Annotated in this window: 31 protein-coding genes; 1 reads left to right on the forward strand and 30 read right to left on the reverse strand. The window is 62.9% G+C overall.

The annotated features are described in order from the left end of the window. The first annotated feature begins 17 nt into the window (after positions 1 to 17). Complete coding sequence (locus AC3WLE_RS24545) at positions 18 to 1,232, forward strand: magnesium transporter CorA family protein (protein ID WP_492320434.1); 1,215 nt, start codon at positions 18 to 20, stop codon at positions 1,230 to 1,232. A gap of 25 nt (positions 1,233 to 1,257) precedes the next feature. Here AC3WLE_RS24545 and dsbD read toward each other — a convergent pair whose 3' ends face one another. From dsbD to rplC, 30 genes are all read right to left on the reverse strand, one after another. Continuing rightward, positions 1,258 to 3,156: a protein-disulfide reductase DsbD gene (dsbD, locus tag AC3WLE_RS24550; RefSeq protein ID WP_492357225.1), complete on the reverse strand. Its 1,899-nt coding sequence runs from the start codon at positions 3,154 to 3,156 to the stop codon at positions 1,258 to 1,260. A 71-nt stretch (positions 3,157 to 3,227) separates the two neighbouring features. Beyond that, a complete protein-coding gene (cutA, locus tag AC3WLE_RS24555; RefSeq protein ID WP_492320436.1) occupies positions 3,228 to 3,584 on the reverse strand; it encodes a divalent-cation tolerance protein CutA in 357 nt (118 codons plus the stop codon). Between the two features lie 109 nt (positions 3,585 to 3,693). Further along, the gene (gene rplQ, locus AC3WLE_RS24560; RefSeq protein ID WP_010812373.1) at positions 3,694 to 4,089 is read right to left on the reverse strand and encodes a 50S ribosomal protein L17; all 396 of its coding nucleotides are present in this window, start codon (positions 4,087 to 4,089) and stop codon (positions 3,694 to 3,696) included. A 136-nt stretch (positions 4,090 to 4,225) separates the two neighbouring features. Next, positions 4,226 to 5,206: a DNA-directed RNA polymerase subunit alpha gene (locus tag AC3WLE_RS24565; protein ID WP_010812374.1), complete on the reverse strand. Its 981-nt coding sequence runs from the start codon at positions 5,204 to 5,206 to the stop codon at positions 4,226 to 4,228. Positions 5,207 to 5,373: 167 nt separating this feature from the next. Next, positions 5,374 to 5,997 carry a 30S ribosomal protein S4 gene (rpsD, locus tag AC3WLE_RS24570; protein WP_013958240.1) on the reverse strand — a complete coding sequence of 208 codons (624 nt, stop codon included), beginning with the start codon at positions 5,995 to 5,997 and terminating at the stop codon, positions 5,374 to 5,376. 301 nt (positions 5,998 to 6,298) lie between these two features. Further along, a complete protein-coding gene (rpsK, locus tag AC3WLE_RS24575) occupies positions 6,299 to 6,697 on the reverse strand; it encodes a 30S ribosomal protein S11 (RefSeq protein ID WP_010812376.1) in 399 nt (132 codons plus the stop codon). A 24-nt stretch (positions 6,698 to 6,721) separates the two neighbouring features. After that, positions 6,722 to 7,087, reverse strand: a complete 366-nt coding sequence (gene rpsM / locus AC3WLE_RS24580; protein WP_010812377.1) for a 30S ribosomal protein S13 — start codon at positions 7,085 to 7,087, stop codon at positions 6,722 to 6,724. Between the two features lie 19 nt (positions 7,088 to 7,106). Next, on the reverse strand, positions 7,107 to 7,223 hold the full coding sequence (rpmJ, locus tag AC3WLE_RS24585) for a 50S ribosomal protein L36 (RefSeq protein WP_008642959.1): 117 nt from the start codon (positions 7,221 to 7,223) through the stop codon (positions 7,107 to 7,109). 30 nt (positions 7,224 to 7,253) lie between these two features. Next, complete coding sequence (gene infA, locus AC3WLE_RS24590) at positions 7,254 to 7,472, reverse strand: translation initiation factor IF-1 (RefSeq protein WP_010812378.1); 219 nt, start codon at positions 7,470 to 7,472, stop codon at positions 7,254 to 7,256. Positions 7,473 to 7,495: 23 nt separating this feature from the next. Further along, positions 7,496 to 8,839: a preprotein translocase subunit SecY gene (gene secY, locus AC3WLE_RS24595; protein WP_010812379.1), complete on the reverse strand. Its 1,344-nt coding sequence runs from the start codon at positions 8,837 to 8,839 to the stop codon at positions 7,496 to 7,498. 43 nt (positions 8,840 to 8,882) lie between these two features. After that, positions 8,883 to 9,317 carry a 50S ribosomal protein L15 gene (rplO, locus tag AC3WLE_RS24600; protein WP_010812380.1) on the reverse strand — a complete coding sequence of 145 codons (435 nt, stop codon included), beginning with the start codon at positions 9,315 to 9,317 and terminating at the stop codon, positions 8,883 to 8,885. A gap of 22 nt (positions 9,318 to 9,339) precedes the next feature. Continuing rightward, on the reverse strand, positions 9,340 to 9,522 hold the full coding sequence (gene rpmD / locus AC3WLE_RS24605; RefSeq protein WP_010812381.1) for a 50S ribosomal protein L30: 183 nt from the start codon (positions 9,520 to 9,522) through the stop codon (positions 9,340 to 9,342). A gap of 10 nt (positions 9,523 to 9,532) precedes the next feature. Next, a complete protein-coding gene (gene rpsE, locus AC3WLE_RS24610) occupies positions 9,533 to 10,051 on the reverse strand; it encodes a 30S ribosomal protein S5 (protein ID WP_006160449.1) in 519 nt (172 codons plus the stop codon). Between the two features lie 21 nt (positions 10,052 to 10,072). Continuing rightward, positions 10,073 to 10,429 carry a 50S ribosomal protein L18 gene (rplR, locus tag AC3WLE_RS24615; protein ID WP_010812382.1) on the reverse strand — a complete coding sequence of 119 codons (357 nt, stop codon included), beginning with the start codon at positions 10,427 to 10,429 and terminating at the stop codon, positions 10,073 to 10,075. A gap of 11 nt (positions 10,430 to 10,440) precedes the next feature. Continuing rightward, entirely contained in the window at positions 10,441 to 10,974 is a 534-nt protein-coding gene (gene rplF / locus AC3WLE_RS24620) for a 50S ribosomal protein L6 (RefSeq protein WP_010812383.1), read from the reverse strand. A gap of 10 nt (positions 10,975 to 10,984) precedes the next feature. Beyond that, complete coding sequence (gene rpsH, locus AC3WLE_RS24625; RefSeq protein WP_010812384.1) at positions 10,985 to 11,380, reverse strand: 30S ribosomal protein S8; 396 nt, start codon at positions 11,378 to 11,380, stop codon at positions 10,985 to 10,987. A 27-nt stretch (positions 11,381 to 11,407) separates the two neighbouring features. Further along, the gene (gene rpsN / locus AC3WLE_RS24630) at positions 11,408 to 11,713 is read right to left on the reverse strand and encodes a 30S ribosomal protein S14 (protein ID WP_010812385.1); all 306 of its coding nucleotides are present in this window, start codon (positions 11,711 to 11,713) and stop codon (positions 11,408 to 11,410) included. 9 nt (positions 11,714 to 11,722) lie between these two features. After that, entirely contained in the window at positions 11,723 to 12,265 is a 543-nt protein-coding gene (gene rplE, locus AC3WLE_RS24635; RefSeq protein ID WP_010812386.1) for a 50S ribosomal protein L5, read from the reverse strand. 25 nt (positions 12,266 to 12,290) lie between these two features. After that, positions 12,291 to 12,599 (reverse strand): 50S ribosomal protein L24, encoded by a 309-nt coding sequence (rplX, locus tag AC3WLE_RS24640; RefSeq protein WP_010812387.1) that lies wholly within the window; start codon positions 12,597 to 12,599, stop codon positions 12,291 to 12,293. A 9-nt stretch (positions 12,600 to 12,608) separates the two neighbouring features. Beyond that, positions 12,609 to 12,977, reverse strand: coding sequence for a 50S ribosomal protein L14 (rplN, locus tag AC3WLE_RS24645; protein WP_010812388.1), 369 nt, complete (start codon positions 12,975 to 12,977; stop codon positions 12,609 to 12,611). A 279-nt stretch (positions 12,978 to 13,256) separates the two neighbouring features. Continuing rightward, positions 13,257 to 13,535 (reverse strand): 30S ribosomal protein S17, encoded by a 279-nt coding sequence (gene rpsQ, locus AC3WLE_RS24650; RefSeq protein ID WP_010812389.1) that lies wholly within the window; start codon positions 13,533 to 13,535, stop codon positions 13,257 to 13,259. Further along, positions 13,532 to 13,726, reverse strand: a complete 195-nt coding sequence (gene rpmC, locus AC3WLE_RS24655; protein ID WP_010812390.1) for a 50S ribosomal protein L29 — start codon at positions 13,724 to 13,726, stop codon at positions 13,532 to 13,534. Before rpmC ends, rpsQ begins: the two co-directional genes overlap by 4 nt. An 11-nt stretch (positions 13,727 to 13,737) precedes the next feature. Continuing rightward, positions 13,738 to 14,154 (reverse strand): 50S ribosomal protein L16, encoded by a 417-nt coding sequence (gene rplP / locus AC3WLE_RS24660; protein WP_010812391.1) that lies wholly within the window; start codon positions 14,152 to 14,154, stop codon positions 13,738 to 13,740. A 2-nt stretch (positions 14,155 to 14,156) separates the two neighbouring features. Then, entirely contained in the window at positions 14,157 to 14,954 is a 798-nt protein-coding gene (gene rpsC / locus AC3WLE_RS24665; protein WP_010812392.1) for a 30S ribosomal protein S3, read from the reverse strand. Between the two features lie 9 nt (positions 14,955 to 14,963). Further along, complete coding sequence (rplV, locus tag AC3WLE_RS24670) at positions 14,964 to 15,293, reverse strand: 50S ribosomal protein L22 (protein ID WP_010812393.1); 330 nt, start codon at positions 15,291 to 15,293, stop codon at positions 14,964 to 14,966. A 9-nt stretch (positions 15,294 to 15,302) separates the two neighbouring features. Then, the gene (gene rpsS / locus AC3WLE_RS24675) at positions 15,303 to 15,578 is read right to left on the reverse strand and encodes a 30S ribosomal protein S19 (protein WP_010812394.1); all 276 of its coding nucleotides are present in this window, start codon (positions 15,576 to 15,578) and stop codon (positions 15,303 to 15,305) included. Between the two features lie 22 nt (positions 15,579 to 15,600). Continuing rightward, positions 15,601 to 16,431: a 50S ribosomal protein L2 gene (gene rplB / locus AC3WLE_RS24680; protein WP_492352852.1), complete on the reverse strand. Its 831-nt coding sequence runs from the start codon at positions 16,429 to 16,431 to the stop codon at positions 15,601 to 15,603. A gap of 2 nt (positions 16,432 to 16,433) precedes the next feature. Beyond that, entirely contained in the window at positions 16,434 to 16,748 is a 315-nt protein-coding gene (gene rplW / locus AC3WLE_RS24685; RefSeq protein WP_006576245.1) for a 50S ribosomal protein L23, read from the reverse strand. Beyond that, complete coding sequence (gene rplD / locus AC3WLE_RS24690) at positions 16,745 to 17,365, reverse strand: 50S ribosomal protein L4 (RefSeq protein WP_010812396.1); 621 nt, start codon at positions 17,363 to 17,365, stop codon at positions 16,745 to 16,747. The genes rplW and rplD overlap by 4 nt, the downstream gene beginning before the upstream one ends. A 12-nt stretch (positions 17,366 to 17,377) precedes the next feature. Next, positions 17,378 to 18,028 carry a 50S ribosomal protein L3 gene (rplC, locus tag AC3WLE_RS24695; protein ID WP_010812397.1) on the reverse strand — a complete coding sequence of 217 codons (651 nt, stop codon included), beginning with the start codon at positions 18,026 to 18,028 and terminating at the stop codon, positions 17,378 to 17,380. Between the last annotated feature and the right edge of the window lie 41 nt (positions 18,029 to 18,069).

Below are 18,069 nucleotides of genomic sequence, written 5' to 3' on the forward strand. Positions count from 1 at the left end.
CAACCGACAGAGCGCCTATGGAACTGCTAGGCTTCTCGGCCAGCCAGGTACACCCGCTCGCCTCGCTCACCGACGCGGGCAACTTCCTCGGCGGCAATGCCGCGTCACTGTTCGTCTGGGCGGATTTCTCCACCGAGGAAGTCACCGCCGCGCCGGATGCCTGGCGCGAGAGCGTGCGCCAGCTTGCCGGCGCGCCGATCCTGGACCTGCACCTGGCCGACGCCACCAATGCCGCGCATCCGTCGTATTTCGACACGACCAATGCGTACGACATGGTGATCTTCCGCAAGCTCACCTTCGAGACCAGCCGCGCCATCGCCGAGGCCGAGCCGCAGGACCCTGCGGCCGGCACGGCGAAGCCGTCCGCTGCCGAGTCCGCCGCCCGCCAGAAGCGCTATCCGCCCGGCTTCCTCCCGGCACTGGCCAAGATCGACACCCAGCCGGTCACGTTTTTCGTGTTCGACACGGTGCTGGTCACGGTGCGCTCGGGGCAATCGCGCACCGTTGACCAGGTGCGCCAGCGCCTGGTCGAGCTATGCCAGGCACCACGCCCGCAGGCCACGCCCGTGCGCGGCAATGGCCAGCCGCTGCTGCACGGCGTGCGCCCGCCCAGCCGGCCCGAGGACCTGATGCTGCGCCTGCTCAATGCGATGGTCGACCGTTACCTGGAACTGCGCGCGCCGCTGACGCGCCAGCTCGACCGCTGGCAGCGCGCGCTGCTCAATTCGCGCCGCAGCTTCTCAAGCTGGGAGGGACTGCTGGATGCCCGCATCCAGCTGCGCAAGCTGGAGCACCTGAGCGAAGAGCAACGCGACGCGCTGCAGGAATTCCGCGACAGCCTGCTCGACAACCGCTACAGCAGCGACCAGCCCGGCGGCCCGGCCAATGCGCCGGGGCGTGACGAGGTGCTGCTGGTGCGCATCAACGACGTGATGGAGCATATCCAGCGCGTGCTGGCGCACGCGCGCCGGCTGGAGGATTCGATCGAGTCGGCGGTGCAGATCCACTTCTCCGCCGTGGCGCACCGGACCAACCGCACCATGCGCGCGCTGACGCTGATCACGGCGCTGTTCATGCCGCTGACGCTGATCACCGGTGTCTTCGGCATGAACTTCGACCGCATGCCCTGGCTGCGCGAGCCGCACGGGTTCTGGTGGTCGATCGGCCTGATGGGCGCCGTGGCGCTGGGGCTGGCCGCGCTGTGGGCGCTGGGGCGGCGGCTGGAACGGTAGCCGCAGCGCAGCACCAAGGTACGCCTCAGGTGCTGGTACGCGTGCCGAAGGCCCGCTCCAGGCTTTCCAGGAAGCGGTTGGCCGACTGGTAGCCGATCACGCGCACCGGGCGCTCGCGCCCGTCAGGCCCGAACAGGATGATGCCGGGCGGCCCGAACAGGCCGAAGCGCTTGAGCAGCGCCTTGTCGTCGGCATTGTTGGCGGTCACGTCCGCTTGCAGCAGCACGATCTCGGACAGCCGCGCGCGCACGCGCGGATCGACGAAGGTCATGCGCTCCATTTCCTTGCAGCTGACGCACCAGTCGGCGTAGAAATCCAGCAGCACCGGCTTGCCTGCGGCGGCGGCCTGCGCCACGCGGGCATCGAGCTCGGCCACGCTGCGCACGCGCTCGAAGCGCACCGCCTGCGCGCCGGCAGCGGCTTCTGCGCCACCGCGTGCCACGCTCAGGTGCGACAGCGGCTGCAGCGGATCGCGCCCGCCCGAGGCCACGCCGATCAGCACGATGGCCGCTGCGATCGCGAACAGCACGCCCACGCCCTTGCCCACCCGCGCCAGGTTGCGCGGATCCGGGCCCAGGCCGTCAAAGGCGCCCAGGAACACCGCCGCCACCAGCAGCAGCCCCGCCAGCGCCAGCATCGAGGCCCAGGCCGGCAGCACCGGCCCCAGCATCCACAGCGCCACGCCCAGCAGCAGGAAGCCGAAGAAGCGCTTGGTGACCTCCATCCAGCGCCCGGCCCGCGGCAGCAGGTTGCCCGCGCCCACGCCCACCAGCACCAGCGGCACGCCCATGCCGAGCGCCATGGCGAACAGCGCCGCGCCGCCGATCACGGCATCGCGGGATTGCGCGATATAGGCCAGCGCCCCGGCCAGCGGCGCAGTGACGCAGGGCCCGACGATCAGCGCCGAAATCGCGCCCATCGCCGCCGCACCCGCCACCTGGCCGCCCTGGCGGCGGTTCGACGATTCGGTCAGGCGGGTCTGCCAGCGCTGCGGCAGTTGCAGCTCGTACAGCCCGAACATCGACAGCGCCAGCGCCACCATCAGCGCCGCGAACAGGCCCAGCACCCACGGTGTCTGCAGCGCGGCCGACAGGCCCTCGCCCAGCAGCCCGGCAGCCACGCCGACCGCGGTGTACACCACCGCCATGCCCAGCACGTAGGCCAGCGACACCACCAGCGCACGGCCGCGCGTGACGTGCTCGCCCACGACGATCGAGGACAGGATCGGCACCATCGGCAGCACGCACGGGGTGAACGTCAGCAGCAGGCCCAGGCCGAAGAACAGCGCGGCGATCAGGGCCAGGTTGCGGCTCGCCAGCGCGCCGGCGATGCGGTCGCTGTCGTCGGCGCGCAGCACCGCGGGGGCGGCTGGCGCAGGGGCAGGCACGGCCGCCGGCGCATCCGAGCGCCCGCGCTTGCCGAACAGGTCGGCAAGCCCGCTGCCGCCGACCTTGTACACGCTCTCCATCGGCGGATAGCACAGGCCCTTGTCGGCGCAGCCCTGCGAGGTGACCGTCAGCGACCACTTGCCGTCGGCCGGAGCCGCCTCCACCGGCACGCGGATGACCACGCTGTCGCGGTAGGTCTCCATCTCCTTGCCGAAGGTCTCGTCGAACTTGACCTTGCCGGGCGGATACGCCGGCGTTCCCAGTTTCACGTCGGCGGGTTGCGCGGCAAAGGCGAAGCGCTCGCGGTACATGTAGTAGCCGGGGGCAACCTCGAAGCGCACCTCGACCGTCTTGTCGTCAAGCTGGCTCGCGGCGAAGCGGAAGGCCTGCTCCGGCGGCAGGAAGTCGTCTTCGGTGGCGGCATGCACGCCGCCCGCCAGGCACACCCAGGCCAATGCCGCCAACAGCGCTGCGGCAATATGCCGCGCCCAGTCCTGCCCGAGCGCGCGCTCCGGAAGTGCCAAACCAATGGTCATCTCGCTGTTTCCTGTCTGTCTTGAACTGGGGGGCCGGCGTACCTGCTGCTGCGCTGCGGGCGCGGTTGCCCCTACTTTGCCGGCGCTGAGGCGGTCTCGGTCTCGCTACGGACCCAGGCCAGGTACGGCGCGTAACCAGCCGTCACCGGCCACGCTATGAGTTCCGGCACGTCGTAGGGGTGATGTTGCCGGATCACGGCCTCCAGCGCAGCGTAACGTGCACGCGTGGTCTTGATCAGCAGCGGCCACTCCTGCGCGCGCTCCAGCTTGCCCTGCCACCAGTACTCGGACTCGACCGGCGCCAGGCGGTTCACGCAGGCGGCGGCGCGCGCCTGCAGCACTACCTGCGACAGGTGCGCGGCAGTCTCGGCATCGGGGGCATTGGTGATCACGACGATCACCTCGGCCGGGTCGGTATGACTTTGCATCGACACTCTCCTTGCGGCGTCCCAAAAACAAAAGAGCCAGGCGGATGCCTGGCTCGATTGTAAAGCGGTGTGCCCGGACCCGTCGCAGCGACGGGTCGGGAAACCAACCTTATTCCGCGGCTTCTTCAGCCGGGGCTTCGGTGATTTCCGGACGATCCACCAGTTCGACCAGCGCCATCGGCGCATTGTCGCCCTGACGGAAACCGAACTTCAGGATGCGGGTGTAGCCGCCCGGACGGGTGGCGTAGCGCGGGCCCAGTTCGGTGAACAGCTTGGTGACCATGTCGCGGTCGCGCAGGCGGGCGAAAGCCAGGCGGCGGTTGGCAACGGTGTCCTTCTTGGCCAGCGTGATCAGCGGCTCGACAACCTTGCGCAGTTCCTTGGCCTTGGGCACGGTGGTCTTGATCAGCTCGTGCTGGAACAGCGAGTTGGACATGTTGCGCAGCATCGCGAGACGGTGCGACGAGGTGCGGTTCAGTTTCCGCAGACCATGACGGTGACGCATGATGATTCCTTTCAGTTAAGTGTTTGACCAGCTCTTCTATCGTCCGATGCGGCTGGACGCGGGCCGGTAGTCATACGAGCCCTGGCACGAAGCCAGGGCGGTTACCGCGGTGCGGGACCAATGCCCCGCGCCACAATTACTTCTCCAGACCTGCGGGCGGCCAGTTCTCGAGCTTCATGCCGAGGGTCAGGCCACGCGAGGCGAGGACTTCCTTGATCTCGTTGAGCGACTTGCGACCCAGGTTAGGGGTCTTGAGCAGTTCGTTCTCGGTACGCTGGATCAGGTCGCCGATGTAGTAGATGTTCTCGGCCTTCAGGCAGTTGGCCGAACGCACCGTCAGCTCCAGGTCGTCGACCGGGCGCAGCAGGATCGGGTCGATCTGCGGCGTACGGCTCGATGCAGCTTCGGCTGCCGACTCGGTGCCTTCCAGCGCTGCGAACACGGACAGCTGGTCGACCAGGATACGGGCCGACTGGCGGATCGCTTCCTCGGGCGAGATCACGCCGTCGGTTTCGATGTTCATCACCAGCTTGTCCAGGTCGGTACGCTGTTCCACGCGAGCGGATTCAACCGCGTACGAGACGCGGCGCACCGGCGAGAACGAGGCGTCCAGCACGATGCGGCCGATGACCTTGCCCGACTCGTCGCCGAACTTGCGCACGTTGCCCGGCACATAGCCGCGGCCTTGCTCGACCTTGATCTGCATGTCCAGCTTGCCACCGGCCGACAGATGGGCGATCACGTGGTTCGGGTTGATGATCTCGACGTCGTGCGGCAGCTCGATATCGGCAGCCGTGACCACGCCTTCGCCATCCTTGCGCAGCGACACCGTGACTTCGTCGCGGTTGTGCAGCTTGAACACCACGCCCTTCAGATTGAGCAGCAGGTTGACGACGTCTTCCTGCACGCCGTCGATGGTGGAATACTCGTGGACCACCCCAGCGATCGTGACTTCGGTCGGTGCATAGCCGACCATCGACGACAGCAGCACGCGACGCAGGGCGTTACCGAGCGTATGGCCGTAGCCGCGCTCGAACGGCTCCATCACGACTTTGGCGTGATGGTCGCCCAGAGGCTCGACGGCGATGATTTTTGGCTTGAGGAGTGCTGTTTGCATTAGGTTGTCCTTTTCAATACCCTCGGCTCGTTACACCGATAAGGCTGACGTTTGGAACCTGAAAATCCCATCGCGAGATGGGCGAAGCCCGACCGCGCGTACAGCGCGTCGGGCTGGAAGGGAAGCTTTGCGGCGAACGCAAGCTCTGGGCCGTTCCGCTCGCGTGATTAACGCGAGTACAGTTCGACGATCAGGCTTTCGTTGATGTCGCCCGAGATATCGGCGCGATCCGGCACTTGCTTGAAGGTGCCTTCGAACTTCTTCGAATCCACGGCCACCCAGGTCGGGAAGCCCGACTGCTCGGCCAGCGACAGCGATTCAGCGATACGGACTTGCTTCTTCGACTGTTCGCGGATGGTGACGACGTCGCCAGACTTGATCTGGGCCGACGGCACGTTCAGGGTCTGACCGTTCACCAGGATCGCCTTGTGCGACACCAGCTGGCGCGCTTCAGCGCGGGTCGAGCCAAAGCCCATGCGGTACACGACGTTGTCCAGGCGCGATTCCAGCAGTTGCAGCAGGTTTTCGCCGGTGTTGCCCTTGCGGCGGTCGGCTTCGGCGAAGTAGCGGCGGAACTGGCGCTCGAGCACACCGTAGATGCGCTTGACCTTCTGCTTTTCGCGCAGCTGGTTGCCGTAGTCGGAGGTGCGTGCACCCGAGGTGCGGCCGTGCTGGCCCGGCTTGCTGTCCAGCTTGCACTTGTCGGCGAGCGAGCGACGGGCGCTCTTCAGGAACAGGTCGGTGCCTTCACGGCGGGAAAGTTTGGCCTTCGGGCCGGTATAACGTGCCACGTTGTCTTCCTTTGATCGATCGCGACGCCTTCAAGACGCGCCGCGAGTCCGTCAACGCAGTACTTCCGCAGTGCATTTCTGCACCCGGGAGACCGTGACGGACGGTGGGCTTATTAAGCGCGTCCCGTTGCCGGTACAACGCTGCAAGCATTTACGGTGCGCCGGCATGGGAATGTGCCGTAAGAGACATTCCCTCGACGCAAAACGAAAACCTGCCGCATTAAAATGCAGCAGGTCAACGCGCGATACTACCATATCCGAAACCGGCAGGTAAACCCACCGGGCCCGGACACACCAACGCTCAGATGCGGCGGCGCTTCGGCGGACGGCAGCCGTTGTGCGGAATCGGCGTGACGTCTTCGATGATCGCGATCTTGATGCCCAGCGCGTTCAGCGCGCGGACAGCCGATTCACGACCCGGGCCGGGGCCCTTGATGCGCACTTCCAGGTTCTTGATGCCCTGGTCTTGCGCCACGCGGCCGGCGTTCTCGGCAGCAACCTGGGCAGCGAACGGGGTCGACTTGCGCGAACCCTTGAAGCCCTGGCCACCGGCGGTCGCCCACGACAGGGCGTTGCCCTGGCGGTCGGTGATCGTGATGATGGTGTTGTTGAACGAGGCGTGGACGTGCGCAATGCCGTCGGCAACGTTCTTCTTGACCTTTTTACGCGCGCGAGCGGCGTTATTCGGACCTTTTGCCATTAGTTTCTTCCTCTGCCTTCGGCTTTACTTCTTCAGAGCCACGCCGGCCTTGCGCGGACCCTTGCGGGTGCGGGCATTGGTCCGGGTACGCTGACCGCGCATGGGCAGGCCCTTGCGGTGACGCATGCCACGATAGCAACCAAGGTCCATCAGACGCTTGATGTTCATCGTGGTTTCACGACGCAGGTCACCCTCGACCGTGACCTTGCCCACTTCGTCACGAAGCTTTTCCAGGTCGGCGTCGGTCAGATCCTTGACCTTCTTGTCAAACGGTACACCGGTGGCCTCGCAAATCTTGCGAGCGCGCGAGCGGCCGACACCATAAATGGCCGTCAGGCCGATTTCGGTGTGCTTGTGGTTCGGGATGTTAACCCCTGCGATACGTGCCATTCGTCAATCCTCTTTCCGATTAGCCTTGGCGTTGCTTGTGGCGGGGATCCGACGAGCAGATCACGCGCACGACACCGTTGCGCTTGATGATTTTGCAGTTGCGGCAAATGCGCTTAACAGAAGCCAGCACTTTCATAATTTTCCTCTTCCTTCAATTCCTGTTCGCTCACTTCGTCCGGAAGACGATTCGTGCGCGCGACAGATCATATGGGGTCAGCTCGACCGTCACCTTGTCACCCGGAAGAATCCGGATGTAGTTCATTCGCATCTTGCCGGAGATATGGCCCAGTACTACATGGCCATTTTCCAACTTGACCCGGAACGTCGCATTGGGAAGGTTTTCCAGGACCTCCCCCTGCATCTGGATGACGTCGTCTTTTGCCATACCTAGCCTGTACCGATCCGAAGTCAGCGCAAGGTCAGATTGCCCTTGAAATTCGCCTTCTTCAGCAGCGACTCATATTGCTGCGACATCACGTAAGACTGAACCTGAGCCATGAAGTCCATCGTGACGACCACGATGATCAGCAGCGAGGTTCCGCCAAAGTAGAACGGAACGTTCCACCGCAGCACCAGGAATTCCGGCAACAGGCAGACCAGTGTGATATAGACCGCACCAGCCAGCGTCAGGCGCACCAGAATCTTGTCGATATAGCGCGTCGTCTGCTCGCCCGGACGAATGCCCGGAATGAAGGCACCGCTTTTCTTCAGGTTGTCTGCCACTTCACGGCTGTTGTACACCAGGGCCGTGTAGAAGAAGCAGAAAAATACAATCGCAGCAGCGTACAGCAGGATGTAGACCGGCTGGCCCGGCGACAGCGTGGCAGCCAGGTCCTTGATGAACCCGCCAACCGAACCCGTCGCGTCGGACGTGAACCAGCCCGCGATCGTCGCCGGGAACAGGATGATCGACGATGCGAAGATCGGCGGAATCACCCCTGCCATGTTCAGCTTCAGCGGCAGGTGCGACGACTGGCCGCCGTACACCTTGTTGCCGACCTGACGCTTGGCATAGTTCACCAGGATCTTGCGCTGGCCCCGCTCGACGAACACCACGGCGAAGGTCACACCGATCACGATCGCCACGATGAAGATCGCCGCGATGATGCTCATGGAACCCGTGCGGACCAGTTCGAACAGTCCGCCGATCGCGTTGGGCAGGCCCGCCGCGATACCGCCGAAGATGATGATCGAGATGCCGTTGCCCAGACCACGCTCGGTGATCTGCTCACCCAGCCACATCAGGAACATCGTGCCGGTCACCAGCGTAATCACTGCCGTGGCCCGGAACATCAGGCCCGGATCCAGCACCAGCCCAGGCTGCGACTCCAGCGCCACCGCAATCGACAACGCCTGGAACGTGGCCAGGACCACGGTGCCGTAGCGCGTGTACTGCGTGATCTTGCGTTGCCCTGCCTGCCCTTCCTTCTTCAGCGCCTCCAGCTGCGGCAGCACGATCGTCAGCAACTGCATGATGATCGACGCCGAGATGTACGGCATGATGCCGAGCGCGAAGACGGTAAAGCGCGACAGCGCCCCGCCCGAGAACAGGTTGAACATCCCGAGGATGCCACCCGACTGACTCTGGAAAAGCTTCGCAAGCTGCTCCGGATCGATACCGGGCACCGGAATATGAGCGCCGATGCGGTACACGATCAGGGCCAGCACCAGGAACATCAGCCGGCGCTTGAGGTCGCCGTACTTCGCCGTGTTCCTGGCTTGCGCGCTTGCATTGGGTTTCGCCGTGGCCAAACGATGCTCCGACTATAACTGCCTATGCTGCGATAAATGCCTGTCAGGCTGCGATCTGGCCGCCGGCGGCTTCGATCGCGGCCTTGGCGCCAGCGGTGGCGCCCAGACCCTTGATCGTCACCTTGCGGGTCAGTTCGCCAGCCTTGATGACCTTGGCGCTCTTGACCAGCTCGCCCACCAGGCCAGCTTGCTTCAGGACCAGCAGGTCGACTTCGGCCGCTTCCAGGCGCTCGATGTCACGCAGCGTGACTTCGGCGTTGAACGCCTTGGTCAGCGAGGTGAAGCCGCGCTTGGGCAGGCGACGATACAGCGGCATTTGACCGCCTTCGAAGCCCACCTTGTGGAAGCCGCCCGAACGCGACTTCTGACCCTTGTGGCCGCGACCGGCAGTCTTGCCCAGGCCGGAGCCGATACCGCGGCCGACGCGACGCTTGGCGTGCTTCGAACCGGCGGCCGGTTTCAGGTTGTTCAGTTGCATCTTGCTCTCCGAGTTCCCGGTATCAGGCCAGAACCTTGACCAGGTACGAGACCTTGTTGATCATGCCGCGCACAGCGGGCGTGTCCTGCAGCTCCGACACCGAGTTGATGCGGCGCAGGCCCAGGCCACGAACAGTGGCGCGATGATCCTCGCGCGTGCCGATCAGGCTGCGCACGAGTTGCACTTTTACGGTTTTCTGCGACATTGCGTTCACCTTAACCCAGGATGTCTTCGACCGACTTGCCACGCTTGGCGGCGATTTCGCCCGGCGTGCTCATCTTCTGAAGGCCGTCCAGCGTGGCGCGAACCATGTTGTACGGGTTGGTGGAGCCGTGCGACTTGGTCACCACGTTGGTGACGCCCATCACTTCGAAGATCGCGCGCATCGGGCCGCCGGCGATCACGCCGGTACCTTCCTTGGCGGGCATCATCAGCACCTTGGCGGCGCCGTGCTTGCCAACGACTTCGTGTTGCAGCGTGCCGTTCTTCAGCGAGACCTTGACCATCTTGCGACGGGCTTCGTCCATTGCCTTCTGAACAGCAACCGGCACTTCCTTGGCCTTGCCCTTGCCCATGCCGATGCGGCCATCGCCGTCACCAACCACGGTCAGCGCAGCGAAACCGAGAATCCGGCCACCCTTCACCACCTTGGTGACGCGGTTGACCGAGATCATCTTCTCGCGGAGGCCGTCGTCGCGTTCGTCCTGTTGGACTTTTGCTTGCATCTTTGCCATGACGTATCTCTCTCTATGCGCTTAGAACTTCAGGCCGGCTTCGCGAGCGGCGTCTGCCAGGGCCTTGACGCGGCCATGGAAACGGAAGCCGGCGCGATCGAACGCGACAGTTTCCACGCCGGCAGCCTTCGCCTTCTCGGCGATGCGCTTGCCAACCACGGTGGCGGCAGCGGCGGTAGCGCCCTTGCCATCCAGTTCCTTGCGCACTTCCACCTCGGCGGTCGACGCGGAAGCCAGCACCTTGGTGCCGCACTCCGAGAAAACCTGGGCGTAAATATGCGAATTCGTACGGAACACGGTCAGACGATTGACTTTCATCTCCGCGATCTTGGCGCGGGTCTGACGTGCACGGCGCAAACGAGCGTCTTTCTTGTTCATCATTGCACCCCTTACTTCTTCTTGGTTTCCTTCAGGATGACGCGCTCGTCCGAGTAACGCACACCCTTGCCCTTGTAGGGCTCAGGCGGGCGGTACGCGCGGACTTCCGCGGCAACCTGACCGACTTTCTGCTTGTCCGCACCCTTGATGATGATCTCGGTCTGCGTCGGCGTTTCCGCCTTCACGCCTTCCGGCATCTCATGGATCACGTCGTGCGAGAAACCAAGCTGGAGCTTCAGCGCAGCGCCTTGCAGCTGGGCACGATAGCCCACGCCGACGAGGTTCAGCTTGCGCTCGAAACCGGTGGTTACGCCCTTGACCATGTTGGCCACCAGAGCACGCATGGTGCCCTGCAGAGCATTTGCTTCACGCGATTCGTCAGCCGGGCTGAAGGTCAGCGTGTCGTTTTCGACATTGACCTTGACCAGGCTGTGAATCGGCTGCGACAGCGTACCGAGCGGGCCCTTTACGGAGAGCACGCCAGCCGCCACGTTCACTTCCGCGCCCTTGGGGAGCGCGATGGGAGCCTTACCTACACGGGACATGGTTCTCTCCTTAAGCGACGTAGCAGAGAACTTCGCCGCCCACGCCAGTGGCGCGAGCCTTGCGGTCGGTCATCAGACCCTGCGGGGTCGAAATGATCGCCACACCCAGGCCGTTCATCACTTGCGGGATGTCGCTGCGGCCCTTGTACACGCGCAGGCCGGGCTTCGAGACGCGCTCAATGCGCTCGATGACCGGACGGCCGGCGTAGTACTTGAGACCGATGCTCAGTTGTGCCTTGCCGCCATCTTCCTGGACGGCGTAGTCGTCGATGTAGCCTTCGTCCTTCAGGACCTTGGCGATTGCCACTTTCAGCTTCGACGACGGCATGACAACCGACGCTTTCTGCACGCCCTGGGCGTTGCGGATGCGCGTCAGCATATCGGCGATAGGATCGCTCATGCTCATACTGTTTCTCCTGTAGCCTGTGCGTAATTACCAGCTGGCTTTCGTCAGACCCGGGATTTCGCCCTTGAAGGCGATTTCGCGGATCTTGTTACGCGCCAGGCCAAACTTGCGGAAGGTACCGCGGGGACGACCGGTGATCGCGCAGCGGTTACGCTGGCGGGTCGGGTTCGCGTTGCGCGGGAGCTGTTGCAGCTCGAGACGCGCGCTGTAACGCTCTTCTTCCGACTTCTCTTGGTCGTCGATAATGGCCTTGAGGTTGGCGCGCTTGGCGGCATACTTCGCCACCAGCTTGGCGCGCTTCTTCTCACGTTCAATCAGAGCCAGTTTAGCCACGGTTACCCCTTAATTGCGGAACGGGAACTTGAACGCACCGAGGAGTGCCTTGGCTTCCTCGTCGTTCTTTGCCGTCGTCGTGATGCTGATGTTCAGACCACGCAGTGCGTCGATCTTGTCGTACTCGATTTCGGGGAAAATGATCTGCTCTTTCACACCGATGTTGTAGTTGCCACGACCGTCGAACGACCGGCCCGACACACCACGGAAGTCACGCACGCGCGGCAGGGCCACGGTAACGAAACGATCGAGGAATTCGAACATGCGCTCGCCGCGCAGGGTCACCATCGCACCGATGGGGTAGCCCTGACGGATCTTGAAGCCGGCGATAGCCTTCTTGGCCTTCGTCACGACCGGCTTCTGACCGGCGATCTTGGTCAGGTCGCCGACGGCGTTCTCAATGATCTTCTTGTCATTGATGGCTTCGCCAAGACCCATGTTCAGGGTGATCTTGGTGATGCGCGGCACTTCCATGACCGACTTGTAGCCGAACTGTTCGATCAGCTTCGGCACAACCTGTTCTTTGTAAAACTCTTGCAGACGTGCTGCCATGCTCAACTCCTATACGTGCCCAGAATCAAGCTGCCACGACGGCACCGGTGGTCTTCAGCACGCGCACGCGCTTGCCGTCTTCCACCTTGATGCCGACGCGCGACGGCTTGCCATTGGCATCCACGAGCGCAACGTTGGAAATATGCAGGGGCATGACCTTGTCGACCACACCACCGGTAGTGCCCAGCATCGGGTTCGGGCGGGCATGCTTCTTGGCGATGTTCACGCCTTGCACCGCAACCTTGTCGCCCAGGACAGCTTGCACGGTACCGCGCTTGCCCTTGTCCTTGCCGGTCAGCACAATGACTTCGTCGCCTTTGCGAATCTTGTTCATGGCGGCTCCTTACAGCACTTCCGGAGCGAGCGACACGATCTTCATGAAGCGCTCGGTACGGAGTTCACGAGTCACCGGCCCGAAGATACGGGTGCCGATCGGCTCGAGCTTGTTGTTCAGCAGGACGGCGGCGTTGCCGTCGAACTTGATCAGCGAACCGTCAGCGCGGCGCACGCCCTTGGCGGTACGCACGACGACGGCGTTGTAGATGTCGCCCTTCTTCACGCGACCGCGCGGCGCTGCGTCCTTGACGGTCACCTTGATGATGTCGCCTACGCTTGCGTAGCGGCGCTTGGAGCCACCCAGCACCTTGATGCACAGCACTTCGCGCGCACCAGTGTTATCGGCTACTTCGAGCCGGCTTTCTGTCTGAATCATGGTGTTTGTCTTCCCAACTTAATCCGTCAGGTGCAAAAAGCGCCCATCGGTCAGTCTTGGTCCCGTCGGCTCCGGCATTGCGCCAGCTCCGTATGGGTTGATCAACTTTGAAGTCGGTAGGAACCAGGCGATCTCAACTATTTGTTGAGGGCGCTCGGTCCTGGCTCGCTTCACAGGCCCGCCCGGGTGGTAATGCAAAGGCGAACGCAACAAAGCGGAAGTCCAGGATTATAGCTACATAATCCTGGACTTGCAAGTCAAGCTAAGAACGTGTTGTTCTTAGATGACGCGTGCAGCCTCTACCAGCCGGGAAACCACCCAGGACTTGGTCCGCGACAGCGGACGGCCTTCCTGGATCTCGACCTTGTCGCCTTCCTTGTACTGGTTGGCTTCGTCGTGTGCGTGGTACTTCTTCGAACGCAGCACGTACTTGCCGTACAGAGGATGCTTGACGCGGTTTTCCACCAAGACCGTAACGGTCTTGTCCATCTTGTCGCTCACGACACGGCCGACCAGGGTACGGCGAAGCGACTTTTCCGTTTGTGCAGCTTCAGTCATTTCGCGTTTGCCTTTTGAGTCAGCACGGTTTGCACACGCGCGATGTCCTTGCGAACCTTCTTCAGCTGGCTGGTGTTCTGCAGCTGTTGGGTCGCCTTTTGCATGCGCAGGCTAAATTGGGCCTTCAGCAGCTCGGAGAGCTCCTGGTTCAGCCCGGCGGCGTCCTTGCCGCGAAGTTCGGATGCTTTCATCCCTGCTCTCCTTACGTCCCGACCTGGCGCACCACGAAATTGGTGGCGATCGGCAGCTTGGCGGCCGCGAGGCGGAACGCCTCACGTGCCAGGTCTTCGCTCACGCCATCCATTTCGTACAGCATCTTACCCGGCTGGATTTCAGCCACGTAGTACTCCGGATTGCCCTTACCGTTACCCATACGGACTTCGGCAGGCTTCTTCGAGATCGGCTTGTCCGGGAAAATCCGGATCCAGATGCGGCCGCCACGCTTGATGTGGCGGGTCATCGCACGACGTGCCGACTCGATCTGACGAGCGGTCAGGCGGCCACGGCCCATGGCCTTCAGGCCGAATTCGCCGAAAGACACGGCGTTACCACGGGTAGCCTTACCCGTGTTGCGGCCTTTCTGCTCCTTGCGGTATTTTCTGCGCTTCGGTTGCAGCATCGTTATTCTCCACTCTTCGCATCTGCGCCAGGCGCAGCGCGGCGACCGGCACCGGCACCGCCGCGGCGGTTGCCACCCGGACGGCCTTCGCCTTCACGGCGGCGGCCTTCCGGACGACCCGGGCGACGACGACGGTCGTCCTGCGGCTCTTCCACCACCGGCGCGTCGTTGCGGCCGAGGTGATCACCCTTGTAGACCCACACCTTGACACCGATGATGCCGTAGGTGGTTTCTGCTTCGGAGAAGCCGTAGTCGATGTCGGCGCGCAGGGTGTGCAGGGGCACACGGCCTTCGCGGTACCACTCGGTACGTGCGATTTCGATACCGTTCAGACGGCCGGCGCTCATGATCTTGATACCCTGGGCGCCCAGGCGCATCGCGTTCTGCATGGCGCGCTTCATGGCGCGGCGGAACATGATGCGGCGCTCGAGCTGCTGGGTGATCGAATCGGCGATCAGCTGAGCATCGGTTTCCGGCTTGCGGATTTCCTCGATGTTCACATGCACGGGCACGCCCATGCGACGCTGCAGCTCAGCCTTGAGCAGTTCGATGTCCTCACCCTTCTTGCCGATCACCACGCCCGGACGCGAGCTGTAAATGGTGATGCGTGCATTGCGGGCGGGGCGCTCGATCACGACGCGGCCAACCGATGCGTTCTTCAGCTTCTTCTTCAGGAAGTCCCGAACTTCGATGTCTTCCTTCAGCATGCCGGCGAACTTCGTGTTGCTGGCGTACCAGCGCGAAGCCCAGTTACGGCTGACAGCCAGGCGGAAGCCAGTCGGATGAATCTTCTGTCCCATCGTGACTCCTTAGTTGCCGAGCGTCACAGTGATGTGACAGGTTTGTTTCTCGATGCGGTTGCCGCGGCCCTTCGCCCGTGCGGTGAAGCGCTTGAGCGAGGTTGCCTTGTCGACGAAGATCGATTTGACCTTCAGTTCGTCGATGTCGGCGCCTTCGTTGTGCTCAGCGTTGGCGATGGCCGATTCGACCACCTTCTTCACGATCCCGGCAGCCTTTTTCGGGCTGAACGTCAGGACATTGAGCGCGCGCTCGATCGGCAGACCACGGATCTGGTCAGCGACCAGGCGCGTCTTCTGGGCGGAGATGCGGGCACCGCGATGAATCGCTTTCACTTCCATGATGGCACCTTACCTCTTCGCTTTCTTGTCAGCCGCGTGGCCCTTGAACGTGCGGGTAATCGCAAATTCACCGAGCTTGTGGCCAACCATGTTTTCCGTAACGTACACCGGCACGTGTTGACGGCCGTTGTGAACGGCGATCGTCAGGCCAATGAACTCCGGCAGAATGGTCGAGCGACGCGACCAAGTCTTGATGGGCTTCTTGTCCTTGCCGCTCGATGCGACTTCCACCTTCTTCAGCAGGTGGGCGTCGCAGAACGGACCCTTTTTAGCGGAACGAGTCATATCTTTAGCTCCTACCTACCGATTAACGCTTGTGGCGCTTCTGGACGATCATGCTGTCCGTGCGCTTGTTGCTGCGGGTACGGTAACCCTTGGCCGGGGTACCCCACGGCGAAACCGGATCGCGACCAGCAGCGGTCTTGCCTTCACCACCACCGTGCGGGTGGTCGACCGGGTTCATCACGACACCACGGACCGTCGGGCGGATACCGCGCCAGCGGGTCGCACCGGCCTTGCCGATGACGCGCAGGCTGTGCTCTTCGTTGCCCACTTCACCGATGGTGGCGCGGCACTCGATGTGCACGCGGCGCACTTCACCGGAGCGCAGGCGAACCTGGGCGTACAGGCCTTCACGAGCCAGCAGCACGGCGGAACCGCCGGCGGCACGTGCGATCTGCGAACCCTTGCCCGGCAGCATTTCCACGTTGTTGATCGTGGTACCGACCGGAATGTTGCGGATCGGCAGGTTGTTACCGGCCTTGATCGGCGCTTCCGAGCCGTTCAGCAGTTGCTGGCCGGCAACCATGCCCTTGGTGGCGATGATGTAGCGGCGCTCGCCGTCGGCGAACAGCACCAGCGCGATGTTGGCGCTGCGGTTCGGATCGTATTCCAGGCGCTCGACGCGGGCGGGGATGCCGTCCTTGTCGTTGCGCTTGAAGTCGACCACGCGGTAGTGGTGCTTATGACCACCGCCCTTGTGGCGGGTGGTGATATGACCGTTGTTGTTACGGCCCGACTTCTGGAATTGCTTTTCCAGCAGCGGAGCATGCGGGGCGCCCTTGTGAAGGTCCTTGTTGACCACCTTCACCATCGAGCGACGACCCGGGGAAGTCGGCTTGGTCTTGACGAGTGCCATGATTACTTGGCCTCCGCTTCAAAATTGATTTCCTGACCCGGCTTCAGCGAAACGTAGGCCTTCTTCACGTGGTTGCGACGCCCCATGAAACGGCCAAAACGCTTCTGCTTGCCCTTCTGGTTCAGGATCTGAACGGACTGCACCTCGACCTTGAACAACAGTTCGACGGCGGCCTTCACTTCTGCCTTGTTGGCATCGCGGGCCACTTCGAACACGACTTGTTCATTCTTGTCGGCGACCAGGGTTGCCTTTTCGGAAACCACCGGCGCGAGCAGCACCTGCATCAAACGATGATCGTTCTTGGCTACTTGCGTCATTTCAGCAACTCCTCGATCTGCGCGACGGCTGCCTTGGTCACCAGCACCTTCTTGTAGTGCACGAGCGACAGCGGATCAGCCTGGCGCGGCTCGACAACTGCCACGTGCGGCAGGTTGCGCGAAGCCAGGTAGAGGTTTTCGTCGAGGCTGTCGGTGATGATCAGCACCGAGTCCAGGCCCATGGCCTTGAACTTGTCGGCCAAGAGCTTGGTCTTGGGCGCGTCGACAGTGAAACCGTCCACCACGTTGATACGACCTTCACGTGCGAGCTGCGAGTAAATCGAGCGCATGCCGGCACGGAACATCTTCTTGTTGACCTTCTGGGTGAAGTTCTCTTCCGGCGAATTCGGGAAGATACGGCCGCCCCCGCGCCACAGCGGCGAGGAAGACATACCGGCACGAGCACGGCCCGTACCCTTCTGGCGCCACGGCTTCTTGGTCGTGTGCTTGACCTCTTCACGATCCTTCTGCTTACGGTTACCGCTGCGAGCGTTGGCCTGGTAAGCGACGACGATCTGGTGAACGAGGGCTTCGTTGTAGTCACGGCCGAACACTTCGGGCGAAGCGTCAACGCCCGCGCCGATCTGGCCATTGTCCTGGAGGAGCTTGAGTTCCATTACATGCGCTCCTTAAGCTTTGGCTTTGGCCTTGACGGCCGGGGTAACGATGACCTTGCCGTTCTTGGAGCCGGGGATGGCGCCCTTGACCAGCAGCAGCTTGCGCTCTGCGTCGATCTTGGCGATTTCCAGGTTCTGCACGGTGCGGGTGACATCGCCCAGGTGACCGGTCATGCGCTTGCCCGGGAACACGCGGCCCGGATCCTGCGCCATACCGATCGAGCCCGGCACGTTGTGCGAGCGCGAGTTACCGTGGGTGGCACGGCCGGAGGCGAAGTGATAGCGCTTGATGGTACCGGCGTAGCCCTTACCGATGGTCACGCCCTGCACGTCGATCTTCTGACCGACTTCGAACAGGTCGACCGACAGCGAACCGCCAGCTTGCAGTTCGGCAGCCTTGGCTGCATCGATACGGAATTCGCGGATGATTTCGCCGGCTTCCACGCCGGCTTTGGCGAGATGACCCGCCAGCGGCTTGGTAACGCGGCTTGCGCGTCGTGCGCCGAAGGTGACTTGAACCGCGGTATAACCGTCGGTCTCGTCCGTCTTGATTTGCGTCACGCGGTTGTCGCCGACCTCGACCACGGTAACGGGAATTGCTTCACCGTCGTCCGTGAAAATACGGGTCATGCCAACCTTGCGACCTACAAGGCCAAGGCTCATGGTTTGCTCCATTCCCAGCTGCGATTGGCCGGGGCTGATTG

This window comes from Cupriavidus sp. FW306-1B-F12B (assembly GCF_058781795.1).